14 protein-coding genes are annotated in these 15,587 nt (G+C 44.9%); 3 read left to right on the top strand and 11 right to left on the bottom strand.

Annotated elements, in window-relative coordinates; all coding sequences use genetic code 11:
• Window positions 1-1,380, bottom strand: coding sequence for a peptide MFS transporter (locus tag OCV65_RS10305; protein ID WP_262581967.1), 1,380 nt, complete (start codon window positions 1,378-1,380; stop codon window positions 1-3).
• Window positions 1,381-1,516: 136 nt separating this feature from the next.
• On the bottom strand, window positions 1,517-2,734 hold the full coding sequence (gene pepT, locus OCV65_RS10300; RefSeq protein WP_262581966.1) for a peptidase T: 1,218 nt from the start codon (window positions 2,732-2,734) through the stop codon (window positions 1,517-1,519).
• Window positions 2,735-2,985: 251 nt separating this feature from the next.
• On the opposite strand from pepT, the gene aroF reads away from it, so the two are divergent.
• Genes aroF through OCV65_RS10285 form a run of 3 tightly spaced genes read left to right on the top strand, consistent with a single transcriptional unit; the run spans window position 2,986 to window position 5,854 of the window.
• Window positions 2,986-3,999: a 3-deoxy-7-phosphoheptulonate synthase gene (gene aroF / locus OCV65_RS10295; RefSeq protein WP_262581965.1), complete on the top strand. Its 1,014-nt coding sequence runs from the start codon at window positions 2,986-2,988 to the stop codon at window positions 3,997-3,999.
• 13 nt (window positions 4,000-4,012) lie between these two features.
• Complete coding sequence (gene aroB, locus OCV65_RS10290) at window positions 4,013-5,071, top strand: 3-dehydroquinate synthase (protein ID WP_262581964.1); 1,059 nt, start codon at window positions 4,013-4,015, stop codon at window positions 5,069-5,071.
• A gap of 36 nt (window positions 5,072-5,107) precedes the next feature.
• Window positions 5,108-5,854, top strand: a complete 747-nt coding sequence (locus tag OCV65_RS10285; protein ID WP_262581963.1) for an SDR family NAD(P)-dependent oxidoreductase — start codon at window positions 5,108-5,110, stop codon at window positions 5,852-5,854.
• Between the two features lie 44 nt (window positions 5,855-5,898).
• Here the strand turns inward: OCV65_RS10285 and OCV65_RS10280 are convergent, their stop codons facing one another.
• The 9 genes from OCV65_RS10280 to OCV65_RS10240 all read right to left on the bottom strand — a co-directional run bounded on the left by OCV65_RS10280 (window position 5,899) and on the right by OCV65_RS10240 (window position 15,311).
• Window positions 5,899-6,834: a bile acid:sodium symporter family protein gene (locus tag OCV65_RS10280; protein WP_262581962.1), complete on the bottom strand. Its 936-nt coding sequence runs from the start codon at window positions 6,832-6,834 to the stop codon at window positions 5,899-5,901.
• An 18-nt stretch (window positions 6,835-6,852) separates the two neighbouring features.
• The gene (locus tag OCV65_RS10275) at window positions 6,853-7,770 is read right to left on the bottom strand and encodes a ketopantoate reductase family protein (protein ID WP_262581961.1); all 918 of its coding nucleotides are present in this window, start codon (window positions 7,768-7,770) and stop codon (window positions 6,853-6,855) included.
• Between the two features lie 24 nt (window positions 7,771-7,794).
• On the bottom strand, window positions 7,795-8,613 hold the full coding sequence (locus OCV65_RS10270; RefSeq protein WP_262581960.1) for a tetratricopeptide repeat protein: 819 nt from the start codon (window positions 8,611-8,613) through the stop codon (window positions 7,795-7,797).
• 130 nt (window positions 8,614-8,743) lie between these two features.
• Window positions 8,744-9,892, bottom strand: coding sequence for an iron-containing alcohol dehydrogenase (locus tag OCV65_RS10265; protein WP_262581959.1), 1,149 nt, complete (start codon window positions 9,890-9,892; stop codon window positions 8,744-8,746).
• A 113-nt stretch (window positions 9,893-10,005) separates the two neighbouring features.
• The gene (gene hpfG, locus OCV65_RS10260) at window positions 10,006-12,495 is read right to left on the bottom strand and encodes a (2S)-3-sulfopropanediol dehydratase (RefSeq protein WP_317258819.1); all 2,490 of its coding nucleotides are present in this window, start codon (window positions 12,493-12,495) and stop codon (window positions 10,006-10,008) included.
• A gap of 55 nt (window positions 12,496-12,550) precedes the next feature.
• Window positions 12,551-13,510: a (2S)-3-sulfopropanediol dehydratase activating enzyme gene (hpfH, locus tag OCV65_RS10255; RefSeq protein ID WP_262581958.1), complete on the bottom strand. Its 960-nt coding sequence runs from the start codon at window positions 13,508-13,510 to the stop codon at window positions 12,551-12,553.
• A 187-nt stretch (window positions 13,511-13,697) separates the two neighbouring features.
• Entirely contained in the window at window positions 13,698-14,615 is a 918-nt protein-coding gene (gene sucD, locus OCV65_RS10250; protein WP_262581957.1) for a succinate--CoA ligase subunit alpha, read from the bottom strand.
• Between the two features lie 2 nt (window positions 14,616-14,617).
• A complete protein-coding gene (locus tag OCV65_RS10245) occupies window positions 14,618-14,770 on the bottom strand; it encodes a hypothetical protein (protein ID WP_262581956.1) in 153 nt (50 codons plus the stop codon).
• Window positions 14,742-15,311 carry an aldehyde dehydrogenase family protein gene (locus OCV65_RS10240; protein ID WP_262581955.1) on the bottom strand — a complete coding sequence of 190 codons (570 nt, stop codon included), beginning with the start codon at window positions 15,309-15,311 and terminating at the stop codon, window positions 14,742-14,744. The genes OCV65_RS10245 and OCV65_RS10240 overlap by 29 nt, the downstream gene beginning before the upstream one ends.
• Window positions 15,312-15,587 lie beyond the last annotated feature (276 nt).

Genomic DNA, 15,587 nt, shown 5'->3' with positions numbered 1-15,587 from the left:
CTAATCTTCTACTAATTTGTTAAGCTGCTTATTCACCGCAAACAGCAATGCAGTAAACGCCATCATGATCACGAAGATTCCAACGAATACCGGGAATACATCGAATTTCTCAATGAATGCCTGTACATATGGGCTCAGTTTATTTGCCACAAATGTAGATACTGCGATAACTCCCATCAGCAGTGACAGGTATTTCTTCGGTGCATATTTACTTACGAATGCATTACGCAGTGGCGAGAAGCACATCTCTCCGATGGTAATTACGGCAGAGAACAGGATCGGCCAGAGTACACTTGCCTTAACAGATGCATCTGCACCAACACCACGGAATAATTCGCATAATACCATTACACCGAATGCCAGTCCTACAAACAGAAATCCCAGACCGACTTTCTTGAACATATTCATATCGCCCTGCGGACGCTCTGCAAGCTTCTTCCAGATTGCAGCCATAATTCCACCAAGAGCAACACACAGAAGTCCGTTCCATGTAGTTGTGATCCATGACGGTGCAATCTCAAATGAACCAAGGCTCATCTTCACATAGTCTGTCATGTAAATTACCAGTGCCAGATCCTGCTGATAGTAGAACAGCCAGAAGATAACGGACAGTGCGGATACCAGAATGATTGCTCCCATTCGTTCCTTCTCTTTCTTTGATAATGGCTCTTTCTTGCCTGCGCCCTCATCAGCAGTATGTGTAGATCCGATGATCTCACCTTTTTCATCCGTCAGGTACTTGAATGGCTTAATGCCCTGTCCCTGGAGATTGCCCCAATTCAGCACAAACCATACCAGACCTACGATACACCACAGTGCTGCCATGAGGAAACACTGACGGAATCCAAGTACATCTCCCTTTTTAAACACATGCAGATACAAGAAGCCTGTCAGCAATGACCCCACAAATGCTCCCACATTTACATAGGAATACTGAATGGAAAATGCCGCATCCAATAATTCCTTGTTATGATACTGTCTTCCGATCAATGCGTTCAGATTGCCTTTAAATAAACCTGTTCCGATAGACACCAGAATGATCATTGCATTAATCATAGCCGGACTATCTGCCCGCCATCCTACGATGTATCCTAATGCCATAATAATGTAACCAAGCGAGATGGCATATCTTGCCCCAAGCCATCTGTCTGAAATCACGCCTCCGATCAGCGGTGCCATATAAGTGTACGCTGTCAGATTCGCAGCCATGATCGCCGCGTCTGTCCTCTCAATTCCCAGACCACCTTCTGCCACAGCAGTAATCAGGAATAAGAGCAGCAACGGCTTTGCCCCATAGAATGCCAGACGTTCAAACATGAACGTGATACAGCACGCATAGAAGCCCTTTGGGTGTTTCTCTTTTGTCTTTGTTGCTCCCATTTTTGTTCTCCTTCTATACTTTGATGATTGCTGTCACTTCCCCAAGTGACAGCAGACAATCCGTACTATACCACATTCTAGAACGCGGTTCAATTAAAATAGTATAAACTCCACATTTTCCCTGTATTTTAAACGTTTATTCTGCAATCTGTCTTACAATATCTTTCACGATTTCAACTCCGAGATCCATTCCCTCTACCGTAATATGCTCGAACACACCGTGAAATGCGTGACCGCCCGTTCCAAGATTCGGACATGGAAGTCCCATGAAGCTGAGTCTTGCTCCGTCTGTGCCTCCACGGATCGGTTCTACGACCGGTTCCAGCCCCACATTCTTAATCGCAGCAAGCGCCATATCTACCAGCTCCATACACGGTTCGATCTTTTCCCTCATATTACGATAAGACTCCGTCACCTTCACTTCTACGCTGCCTTCTCCATATTTCTGATTAAGTACTTCAGCAATCTCCTGCATCTTTTCTGCGCGCTTATCAAAATTCTCCTTATCAAAATCACGGATGAGATACTTCATATTCGTAGTAGTTACATTACCACTCATTGCATTCAGATGATAGAAGCCTTCGTATCCCTCGGTCGTCTCCGGACGCTCATCTACCGGAAGCATCTGGTGGAATTCCGTTGCAATCGTCTGTGAATTCACCATAATATCCTTTGCAGATCCTGTGTGCACACTGACACCGTGACATGTTACAAAGCCTGTAGAAGCATTAAAATTCTCATACTGGATCTCGCCCTCTGCGTCACCATCCAATGTATAAGCGTAATCTGCTCCAAATCCTTCTACATCAAAATGATCCGAACCTCTTCCGATCTCCTCATCCGGTGTGAATCCGATGCAGATCTTACCGTGTGGAAGTCCTTCCTTTATAATCTCATCTACAGCTGTCAGGATTTCTGCAATACCAGCCTTGTCATCAGCACCGAGAAGTGTCGTTCCGTCTGTTGTGATCAAAGTTCGTCCCTTCAGGCCCGCCAGATGTGGGAATTCTGCTGCGGATAATACATTGCCGCTTGTTCCAAGCACCACATCACCGCCATCATAGTTCTTGATAAGCTGTGGCTTGATGTCTTTACCGGACGCATCCATCGCTGTATCCATATGCGCGATCAGTCCCAGAGCTGCTTTGTCCTCACATCCCGGTGTAGCAGGAACAGAACCATATACATAGCCCTTGTCATCCACTCTCGCATCCTCGATGCCAAGTCCTTTCATCTCTTCTACCAGCTTCTTCGCCAGATCCAGTTCTCTTGCTGCTGAAGGAACTGTATCACTATTCTCATCGCTGGTTGTCCATACTGCAACATACTCCAAAAATCTTTCATACGCTTTCATTATTGTTGTCTCCTCTCAATCATCAATCTACGTTCTATTCTATCCCATTTGTATACAATCTTCTACACATTTTTTGCAAAATCTATTGACATCATCTTCAATCAGCTGTATCATACCATTAGTTTCACACTTTAAACAGCTAAAATTTTACAGTGCGAATATTTTACAGTGTGAATGTCAGGGTTACAAGTCATAAAACGCAATGTGCTTGCACACATATCAAACAACAAATGTCAGGGAGGATTTACATTATGATTTTAGTATTAAAACCACATACCAGTGCCGAAGATAACACTCGTGTCGAATCACTGGTTAAGAACAAAGGATTGACACCTCACATGGTAGTCGGCAACGAAATGACCATCATCGGCTGTGTCGGTGACACATCTAAGGTAGATCCAAGACTTTTTGAAGTAGATCCTTCAGTAGAACGAGTTATGCATGTGCAGGAACCTTATAAACTCGCCAACCGCGCATTCCATCCGGAGAATTCCATCATCGATGTATCAGGCGTTAAGATTGGCGGTGATCACCTTGGACTGATCGCGGGTCCTTGTTCCGTTGAGACTTATGAACAAGTACTTGGCATCGCAAAGACTGCTAAGGCATCCGGCGCCAATCTGTTAAGAGGCGGCGCATTCAAGCCTCGTACAAGTCCATATTCATTCCAGGGACTTGGTCTGGAAGGCCTGGAGATTCTGGAAGCTGTCAAAAAGGAGGTTGGACTTCCTATCGTAAGTGAATTAATGTCTCCGCAGTATCTGGATGTTTTCAACGAAAAGGTTGACCTGATTCAGATCGGTGCCCGCAATATGCAGAACTTTGATCTGTTAAAACAGTTAGGACAGATCGATCGCCCGATCCTGCTGAAGAGAGGGCTTAATGCAACTTACGAAGAATGGATCATGTCTGCTGAATACATTATGGCAGCAGGTAATGAAAATGTCATTCTCTGCGAGCGTGGTATCCGTACATTTGAAACCTACACAAGAAACACGCTGGATCTTCAGTGCATCCCGGTACTCCGCAAGCTGACTCATCTTCCGATCATCATCGATCCGAGTCATGCAGGCGGCAAATGGTGGCTGGTAGATTCTATGGCAATGGCTGCTGTAGCAGCAGGAGCGGACGGACTTATGATTGAAGTTCACAACAATCCGGAAGCTGCCCTCTGCGATGGTGCCCAGTCATTAAAGCCTGAGAAATTCGACAATCTGGTCAGGAAAGTATCACAGATTGCCCATGTAGTAGGAAAAGAAGTTTAAGGAGTATTAACCCATGAAATTAACCGTGAATCTGGGAGCCAACAGCTACCCGATCTATATTAAAAACAACATACTGAGCCAGGTGGATACTTATATCCACGAAGCCTTTCGTGGCCGCAAAATTATGATCATCTCTGACGATATCGTGTATCCGATTTACGGAGAGGCTTTGACCGCCAGACTTGCTGATTGGGAATGTTATCATATCGTACTGCCACACGGCGAACAGACCAAAGACTTCCAGACTCTGCCTCAGGTCTACGAAGCTATGGCCGAGGCTCACTTTACCAGAACCGACATGATCATTGCCCTGGGTGGCGGCGTCATCGGAGACCTCGCAGGATTTGCAGCATCTACCTATATGCGTGGCATCAAGCTGGTACAGATTCCTACTTCTCTGTTAGCACAGGTCGATTCATCCGTAGGCGGTAAGGTCGCTGTCGATCTTCCACAGGGCAAAAATCTGATCGGTGCATTTTATCAGCCGTCCCTGGTACTGATCGATCCTACAGTCCTTGACACACTGAGTGAGCGTTTCATCATCGACGGTATGGGTGAAGTCGTCAAATATGGCTGTATTGAGGATGCGGAACTCTTTGAGACACTGGCATCCCACACTTCCTTTAAGGATCTGAAAAAGGTGCTTCCGGAAGTAATTACCAGATGCGTAGACATCAAACGCGAGATCGTAGAAGAAGATCAGTTCGACACCGGCAGACGTATGCTGCTGAACTTTGGACATACACTTGCACACGCCATTGAACAGCATTTCAATTACCAGATGCAGATTCACGGTGAAGCAGTTGCCATCGGTATGTATCAGATCACCCGCATTGCTGAAGAACGTGGACTGACAGAAGCCGGCACTGCTGAAAGAATATTAAACGTGTTGAATATTTACCGACTGCCACACAAATGCGGATTACCGCTCGGCAGTCTGACCAAAGCCATTTCTTTAGATAAGAAGAATATGCACGGAACATTGAATCTGGTATTGTTACACGATATTGGAAACAGTTATGCAGAGCCATCCTCTCTTCAATTCTTTGATGAGCCTAAGCGGATGATATAAACAAAACAGAGCAAATTAAAGGAGGACATATTTATCATGAACAAATTAAGTGGAAAAATTGCTATTGTCACAGGAGCAGGTAAAGGTATTGGACGCGAAGCTGCTCTCGCTATCGCTGCTGAAGGGGCTACTGTTGTAGCCGTTGCCAGAACGCAGACAGATCTGGATGAAACTGTAAAGATGATCGAAGATAACGGCGGCTCAGCCATTTCTCTCTCAAGAGATCTGACAGACGGTGAACAGGTACAGTCTATGGTCGATACTGTTATAGAAAAATACGGTAAAATCGATATTCTGGTCAATAATGCCGGTGGATATCCAAAAGAGATCTATAACAATATTGAACACCAGGCAATCAAGATCTGGGAATGGTCTGAGGAACAGTGGGATCAGATCATCAAGACCAATCTACGCATTCCGTTCCTTTGCATCAACAAAGTTGTTCCGGAAATGATCAAACAGCATAGTGGTAAGATTGTAAGCGTGTCTTCCCGTATGGGACGAATCGCCTCTCAGATGGGTGCATATGCAGTTGCAAAAGCAGGTATCGTTACTATGACTAAGACAACTGCGATCCAGACCAAAGAACACGGCATCCAATGCAACGCCGTAGCGCCTGGTATCGTAGATACACCGGGACAGCGCGTATATAATCATTCCGTTGGTCAGGACGGTGTAGCAATGGGCAACGCAGAAGACGTAGCAAAAGCGATCGTCTATCTGTTAGCAGATGCTCCGTTCGTTATGACCGGACAGGTAATTGACTTGTTTACAACTGTATAAAAGACATAAAAAAGATGCGTTCCTGCGCATCTTTTTTAATGTCTTTATTCCAGCTTAGATACCAGCACCTTGCCATAGAACGCCGCTAACACCTGCTGGAACAGCGTTCCGATCATTACCGGGTACATGACTGCCCCCGGAAAGCATGCGCCTGCAATAACCGCTCCCGCGCTGATATTGCGCATTCCGGTTCCGTAGATCATAGAGATTGTGGTCTCTTTATCTTGGTGAAGGACTCTCGCCACACCCCAGCCCAACGCATAACTGCCTGTAGCCAGCACAAGAATTGCAGCACCGATCGCCACCCTTTCCAGATTCATATGCCATACATACGGTGCTACTTTTGAAGAATTGGATGTTACCACAAACATTAACGCAAATTTAGAAAATAATGCCAGCTTCTTTGGCCAGGTATTCTTCACTGCACCGTGTGTCACCTGATTCAGCACCATGGCCGCGATTGCCGGAAGTGCCACCATAAATATTAACTGCCGCATCATCATCGTCGCATCAATCTCCACCTGTGAGCCAACCAACACCCGGAGTGTAACCGGGATCAGAAACGGTGACAGGATCGTATCGACCACAACCAACGACAGGGACAACGGATTATTACCATTATAAATGGTTACCCACATAAGTCCTACCACCGCTGTCGGTACGGAAAATTCCAGTACCATACCTGTGATCGCATAAGGGTCAGAGCCGAAGAACAGATGTCCTGCACCACATGCTACTGCCGGAATCACCACATGGATCATCACCAGCATACAGAGCAGCGGCTTCGGATCATGGAATACCCGCAATACGTCTTTGAATTCGGATTTTAATGCTCCGGTAAATGTGATAAACGCAAATACCATCGTCACATACGGAAGCCCCTGTGCTGCCACATCCGGGAAGCTGATGCCCACCAGCATGCATAACGGCGTCACAAACGCCATCCATTTCTCTATAAATTTATTTCCCCGTTCCAGCATCCTGTCATCTGCCTCCTGCTATTTTAATTCTCTTGAAAGCTTTGCTGCGACTTTTTCATATTCCGGTACCGGCACATCATATTCCTTACCGAGTCTTACCACTTCATACACCAGACCGTCAATCTCCGACGGCTTGCCTGCCATAACATCCCTCTGCATGGAAGTTGTTGCTTCCGGTGCCAGTGTGGATAACACCTCCAGATTTCTCGTCACCATATCCTTGTGAAATGGATGACCCATCGCTTCTGCCAACGCTCCGATCTCGCGGATCATTTCTTTGAAGCTTTCCCTCGGTGCTCCTTCTTTCATAAAATCTGCTGCCGTTGCGTTATAATATAAGCCAGCCGCACCGATCGGTGACACATAGGAGAATTTCTCCAGTGCTGCTCTCTGGATATGATGGGAAAGAAGTGTTCGGATACCGCAGGATTCCAGATCTGCCCGGATCTCTTCCAGTTCCGGACGGGTTTCTGACTGATCCCGCACACCAAATACAAGGCTCAGCACCTTGCCGTACTGTTCTAATACACCTGGCTCTTTGATCGCTGCTGCCACATAGATACAGCCATCTGTTACAAGAATCTCCGGCAGCAACTTCTGTAACTTACCACCGGTTCCATAGATATTCAAAATCGGAATCACAATGGTATTCTTCTTCATAACCTTACGGATAAATGGTACTGTATCATCCAGAGAGTATCCTTTTACGCACACCAGTATCACATCCGGCTGCTCATCGTAATGCTCCATATCCACCGCTTTTACCAGGATGGTCTCTCTAGTTCCATTCCAAAGGCGTTCCATCGTAAGTCCCTGTTCACTTAACGCCTTCAGGTGCGCGCCTCGTGCAATCAGCGTCACATCCTTTCCGGCTTTTGTCAGATAAAAGCCTAACGGTCCTCCTGTGCCTCCGGCACCAATAATCAGATATTTCATAATATTCACATCCCGTCTTATGTATCAGGCATTACGGACTGCTTCCTCAATCGCAGCAATATTTCTGCAGAGAATCTCATATTCATGGTTCTTACCATAATGATATAAGGTCAGTTTCAGTGCCTGCTGATAAGCCTCTTTTGCCTCTTCCAGCTTACTCTGTTTATAATACAGGATTCCAAGTGAATTGTAAACGGATGCCAGATGTACCTGATGATTGGTATCTAACTGCTCATAGATGTCAACGCTTTCTCTGAGATCTTCTTCTGCTCGTGTATAATCACCCATTTCCAGATACAATGCGCCAAGATTCGAGTATGTGATTGCCACATCCATCGCGCTGTTTTCCAGTGTTCTGGATGACTTCAATGCATCTGTCAACATCTCTTCTGCCTTGCCATATTCTTTCATATCCTGATATACCAGTGCCAGATTATTTAAAATACTGCAATAGTACGAATTATCTTTTCCGATCGTTGTGGAATAGATCAGTGCACTTTCGTTAAACAGATCTGCTGCCTCTTCGTATTTTCCTGCCAGGCGATATGTTCCCGCCAGATTATTCAGTACTGTCGCATACTGGACGGTCTTGTCTCCGATATGCACAAATACCAGACGCTTTGCTATCTCAAAGAACTCCGCAGATTTGTCAAACTGTCCCATACCACGATAGAAGGATCCAAGTTCGTTGCTTACCGTGATCTCCATCGGCTCAAAGCACATATCACAGCCATGGGACGCCTCTTTCAGACGGTCATTTAAGTATAATTCCACAGCTTCCGGGCTGCCTGTCTCGTATACGTTGCTGAGCTGCTTGTAAAATTCATCAATTGTCATATCCATAATAATTCTCCTCTAAAGTAAAACGGAGGGTACGAAGACCTGCCACAGCCTCCGCCCCTCTGTTTTTCATACGTTAAAGCCAAACATATTTATTAAGTGAGATTAGTTATTTTTAAAGATTAGATTTGTATTAAAGCGCTTTTTTGTAAAGAGCAATCATTTCTTTCAAGTTGGTCTGTCTTGGGTTAGCAAGTACATTCGGATGAGCTACTGCATCTTTCGCCATAGCTTCAATCTTATCCTCTGTAACACCAACTTCTGACAGTGAAGAAGGAATTCCCAGATCCTTGTTCAGTTTCTTAACTTCATCAACCAACATATCTGGTGTGAAATCAATTACAGGTTCTTTATCTTCGCTGATGTAGTTGTAGATCTTCTCGTAACGTCCGTTGTCTGCAAGTGCATTGTACTCTACTACAGTAGGAAGGATAACTGCATTAGCTACACCATGTGGTACATGGAAGTAAGCACTTACCGGATGACTCATAGCGTGTACGTTACCAAGCTTAGCCCATGCAAATGCCATACCGGCAAATGTAGAACCAACCATCATAGCGCAGGCTGCTTCCTCATCCTTACGGTTAGCAACAAAACGACGAAGATTTCCACCGATCAGTTCCATTGCTTTTTCCGCCATTGCATCTGAGAATGGAGATGCAAAATTAGATACATAAGCCTCCATTGCATGGATCAGAGCATCAACACCACATGATGCTGCGATAGATGCCGGAGCTGTCATGATAAGTTCCGGATCAAGTACTGCATATTTTGGAAGAATCTCGTAGCTGATTACAGACATCTTGAAGTTCTTTGCTTCGTCTGTGATAACTGCTGAAGCAGTAACCTCACTACCTGTACCTGCTGTTGTAGGAATAGCGATCATTGGTACAATCGGTCCCGGTACTTTGTACAGACCTTCGTAGTCATTGATCTCTCCACCGTATGTAGCAAGTACGCCTGTAGCCTTAGCTACGTCCATAGAAGAACCACCACCAAGAGCGATAATACTTGTTGCTCCGCTCTCTTTATACAGCTTTGTAGAAGCGTTAACAACATCTACTGTCGGGTTCGGAACTACATCAAGGAATGTAGTACATGTCAGTCCGCCAGCCTCAACGATGTCCTGTACTTTCTTAACAACTCCGATGCTCTCAAGACCGTGATCAGATACCAGGTATACATGTTCAGAATTGTTCTCTTTTAAAATCTCAGGAAGTTTCTTCAGGCTTCCTACTCCAAATTCGATGTTCTGTGGTACTTTAAATCTAAAATCTTTCATTATATTAATCTCCTTCTTCGCCGGATGAGTCAAACGAATGACTCACCCAGTCATATTTAACAATAAGCAGTTATATTATGTGTAATCTGTTGCAAGCCTTCTGCCTGGAAGTCTTAGAAGTGAAGCTCGGTACGTCCGATCAGGTCATCCTGAAGTGGTTTACCAAGTTCTACAAAGTATGCACTGTATCCGGCTACACGAACCAGCATATCTTTGTAATCTTCCGGTTTCTTCTGAGCTGCCTTCATGGTAGCAACACTCATGACATTGAACTGAACGTGCATAGCACCCTTGTTAATGTACTCTTCAATGAAGTTTGCAAGATTATCTCTTCCCTCAATTCCGCTTACAGCGTCCTGTGGGAATCGTAAGTTCATCAGTGTTCCGTTAGAAGCCAGTGAGTGATCAACCTTAGTCAGTGAGTTAACCAGAGCTGTCGGACCACTGATATCATGAGAACTGAATGCTGTGTGTACAGGTCCCATGTTTTCTGAAATAGGCTCACCTTTCTTACGTCCGTCCAGAGAAGCATTGGTATTCAGACCCATTGCTACGTTCGCGTTTACTGAGTAAACACCTGGGTTGAACTGTCCTCCACGTGGAGTTGTTCTTCCTGCTACGTTCTTGCAGTAGCACTCGAACATGAACTTGAACAGTTCATCCGCGTAATCATCATCATTACCATAGTGATGTACTTTTGAGCTATTTACATATGCGTACAGCTTCTCGTGACCTACCCAGTTATCCTTAACAGCCTGCAGCAGTTCTGCACCTGTGCACTTCTTCTCTTCGAATACCAACTGCTTGATCGTGCAGAGGATATCTGTAGAAGTAGCAAGTCCGGATGCCTGAGGTCCGATACCATTGTATTTTGCTCCGCCTTCTGTAAGGTCATGTCCGGACTTCATAGCGTCCTCATAGAATCCTGACAGATATGGCAGCGGTTTACGTGCTCTGTGGCAGTTATCGATCATACACAGGCTTGAGCACATCTGATCTGTCCAGTACTTGAACTGTGCGTTAACACTTTCCAGTACCTCATCAAATGTCTTATATGTCTCAAGGCTTCCTGTATCCGGTCCTAACTGTTTACCGGTATTCATGCTGCGTCCACCGTTCATAACCATTTCCATCATCTTTGGTGTATTAACGTATGCAGCATCATGCCATCCGTACTCTTTACCTGGAAGGTCGATCTCTACACATCCTACACAGATGTAATCTCTTGCTTCCTCAAGGCTCATACCTTTTCTCAGCATACCCTTGATCGCTGTTTCATCATTGAAAAGCTTCGGATGACCATATCCGGCACGGATACACTCTGTTGTCTTGATGAGCAGTTCGTATGGTGTATCTTTGTGCATACGTACACAGAGCCACGGGTTCATCATACGTGTGTGCACAGATGCTTCCAGACAAAGCATTGTCATATCATTGGTTGCATCATGTCCATATCTATCTACACCACCAACAGTCAGGGACTCACCACCGAATCCACGTCCGTTACGAAGTGCCATACTTCCTTTATCTTTCAGTTTTGTAGCGTTGTTCATCTTAACGTACTCAACTTCCAGAAGTTCAAGAGCGAACTCTTTAGTGATGATTCCGTTATCTACATCGTGTTTGTAGAATGGATACAACCACTGGTCGAAACGTCCGTAAGAAATTGAATGTCCATTTCCTTCCACTTTCAGAAGCTCTGTAGCTACGTTAAATAACTGCATTGCTCCCCAGTATGTCTTCGGAGCCGGTCCAGCTACTTCGTAACAGCTCTTAGCAATACCAAGTAACTCTTCTTTTCTCTTAGGATCTTTCTCTGCTTCAGCCTTCTCTTCTGCTAACTTAGCGTAACGCTCGATGTATTTCTTAGCTGCTTCATATGTAATGATAACAGAATCATAGAACTCTACTTTGTTGTTATACTCAACATCTCTCATATCAAGAGCTGCTTTGTACTTCTTAGCCTCAGCGATCAGTCCGTCGAAACCAAGTGACATCAGTCTGCTGTAGTCCAGTGAAAGATGTCCTGCTCCTGCATAGTGATACAGGTTCGTCTGGAAAATTTTCTCTCCAGCCTCAGATCCTTTGATCTGATCATCTGTAAGTCTTGCTTCGATCATGTCAGCAACACTGCGTCCCTGCCACCATTTACACAGTTCAACAATCTCAGCTCTCTCTTCATCATTTCTGATATAGAACTGGTCATGAGCACGCTCTTCAAATGGAGAGTTCAGAATCTCTTCGATGATCCAGTTTACAGAGAACTCAGGATAGATCGGAGATGCCTTTGCAGGTGCTGCGATCTCGCCTACGATCAGGTCTTCATCGTAAATGTACAGTGTGCAGTTGAGAAGAATGTTCTCAAATGCCTTTGCACACAGAACTTTACGAGGAAGTTTATTCTCGTATTTCTGATAAGTTTCGGTAACCAGTCTCAGTCTCTCAATATCGATCCAGTACTTTCCATCCAGGAATGTCTGGCGCAGGTGATTGACACGTGGGAATGGTGACCAGTCTGCATGATGTACCTGATAACCAATACAATAATTCTTATCAAACGGCTCAGTACCACATGCGGTTGTGTGTGTGTTAGTCATACTCATTGTTTTTGCCTCCTTAAAAACATTTGTCTTGTATTACGTAAATATTTTTCAATATTTATTCCTTTTCCTTCGTCCCGACTACGCAGTGGATACCTCTGCTGTTAAAGTAATCGGCGATCTCATTGACGTGGGCTGTAAATGATTCACGATCCAGATCGATAAAATCCATCTGATATGGCATATTCAGCGAAGCGTATTTCTCTTCTCCTAATCTCATGAAGCTCAGGAGCTGTAACACCCTGATTCTTCCCTGCAATTCATTCAATATGAAGTCTGCGCTTGCCTCTATGTTCTTCTTGTCATCATTTATACCAGGTATTACCGGAATTCTCAGAATGAACTCCCGATTGTCATCGGTAATCCGCTTCAGATTCTCCAATATTCTTTCGTTATGCACGCCGGTCCATTTCTTATGGATCTTTGTATCCATGTGCTTCAGATCCGAGATGATGATGTCTGTATATGGTAGGATCTTCTCTGCCTCTTCCCATTTTGAATAAAATGTTGATTCCAGACAGGTCTGAAAGCCTTCCTCCTTACACTGCTTAAACAGTGCTGCCACGAAATCACTCTGTACCAGCGGGTCACCACCGGATACGGTCACTCCGCCGCCGGATCTGTCATAATACCCTTTATCACGTCGGATCACATCCATACACTCTTCAACGGTCATGTGCTTGCCCCAGAGCTTGATCGCATCTGATGGACATTCCTCATAACACTTCATGCATTTACTGCATCTGGTCCGGTCGATACCTGTCAGCTTGTGTTCATCCTCGCTGAATGTAAAGATATCGCCCTCCGGACAGACATCCACGCAGCCGCCACAGAGATCCTTGGAAATACACTTGCTCTGGTATATTCCAGGTTCACTGTGGAGCCGCCAGCTTTCCGGGTTACTGCACCACTTACATCGAAGTGGGCAGCCCTTTAAAAATAGTTCTGTTCGGAGTCCCGGTCCATCATGAATTGTGTATCTCTGAATATTAAACACATTGCCTGTAAGCTGTTCCATGATGCTACCTCCCAATCACTTTTCATCGGATTTTCATCCGCGTCTTTCATTTGTTAAAATTATATCAACAAATGTTTTTTCTTAAAATCGGGTATCAGGATTATTTTTTTCTCTCTTCTAGGGCATCCCCTACCACGCGCATAGGGAACATTCCCCATTACCACTACTCTTCGATATTAGAAGGCGATTAATCGATCTGTGGTTCAAGAGATTTTAATCTTCCATTTGTACGTGTATTGTACTCTTCCATAAATTCAACGATCTTGCCAAGTGTCGGGCAAACGGTAACTCCTGCATCTTCCAGAGCTGCTACTTTGGATTTAACAGTTCCCATACCGCCAGATACGATAGCTCCGGCATGGCCCATCTTCTTGTTCTCCGGTGCGTACATACCAGCAATGTATGCGCATACCGGTTTCTTCAGACCGATTTCTTTGATCTTAGCAGCTGCAAGTTCTTCACTACATCCACCAATCTCACCGATCAGTACGATTGCATCTGTTTCGTCATCTTTTGCAAATTCCTCTATAACATCTGCATGGTTCATACCAATGATAGAATCTCCACCGATACCAACACAGGTAGAAAGTCCATAACCCTTGAATGTCAGGTTGGATGCAGTCTCATGTGTCAGGGTTCCGCTTCGGGAAATGATACCGATGTGCCCTTTTCCGTAAATGTATTCCGGCATGATACCTAATTTGGATTTACCCGGAGAGATAACACCGATGGTGTTAGGTCCGATCACCTTAGCCCCCAGAGTCTTCGCTTCATGTGCAATCTGAAGTGCGTCCATAACCGGAACGAACTCTGTGATGATAACCAGTAATTTGATACCTTCTCGCAACGCCTGCAATGCAGCATCTCTTACGAACTGTTTCGGAACGATCAGCATAGCAGCCTCGATCTCCGGGAATTTCTCTCTTGCTTCTGCAACAGTCTCGAATACCGGCACTCCTTCTACTTCCTGTCCGCCTCTTCCAGGAGCCACTCCCGCAAGCAACTTGCTTCCTGTGTCAAGAATATGTTTACAATGAATACGTCCCTGTTTTCCAGTGATACCGATGATCAGCATGGAGGTGTCCTTATCAATCAGAATACTCATAATTATTTGCCCTCCTTTAATTTCAATAATTTCATAGCAGCCTCATCGGTTGTTCCGTATTTTGTCTGCTCAAAGCCCAGTTTCTCGTAGATAGCCCAACCCTGCTCCTGATTAAAGCCGCGGCTCTTAACTACCACCTGTAGCAACAATCTCATCAACCATGCTCATCAGTTTGTTACTGTCTTCCAGTGATACTTCTTCCAGACACAGTACCAGGTCTTCTGGTAATCCAAGTTTAGCCAGTTCTTTACGGAACAGGTCTACAACTACTTTACAAACATTAATTCCACGCGGATGTGGTCCAAAGATGATAGAGTTACGTGTCTTTAATGCTGCTGCAGCATTGCCCATCGGTGTAACAACCGGGTTCGTAGATGGAAGAACCGCACATACAACACCTACCGGTTTCGCAATCTCAAGCATTCTCTTCTCTTCGATTCTGCGGATAACTCCTACAGATTTCTTTCCTTTTAAGCTCTCCCAGATCAGAGCAGATTTGTTACGGCATTTTGCGATCTTGTCGTTTACATCACCCATACGTGATTCCTCTGCTGCCATCTTACCGAGCATCTCCTGATTGTCATACACTGCCTTACAAACAGCACGTGCCGCTGCGTCAGCCTGCTCCTGTGTAGCAAATTCAAACTGTTTCTGCGCCTCTCTTGAACGTGCAACTAATTCTTCAACTGTGCTCATTTCATTCATCTCCTTAATTTTTTTAAATAGAATCCATACTTTAAACATTTTTATATCAACGCTGATGTCCTCTTCATCGGCGTTGTAACCATTAATTAATTCTGCCTTATCTTACATGTATGACAGGTGTCCGAACATTGGCCAGAACTTCAGGAAGATATAACCAAGGATTATTGCAAGCAGCGCTCTTACAATTACGAATGGAATACCATATCTCATCTGCTTGCTTGCATCCAGTCCACTACCTACTGTGATAGCACGCACACTTACAGGAAG

Origin of the sequence: Dorea ammoniilytica (assembly GCF_025567415.1) — a bacterium.
Taxonomy (GTDB): domain Bacteria; phylum Bacillota; class Clostridia; order Lachnospirales; family Lachnospiraceae; genus Claveliimonas; species Claveliimonas ammoniilytica.
This window is presented reverse-complemented; position numbering and strand designations above follow the sequence as displayed.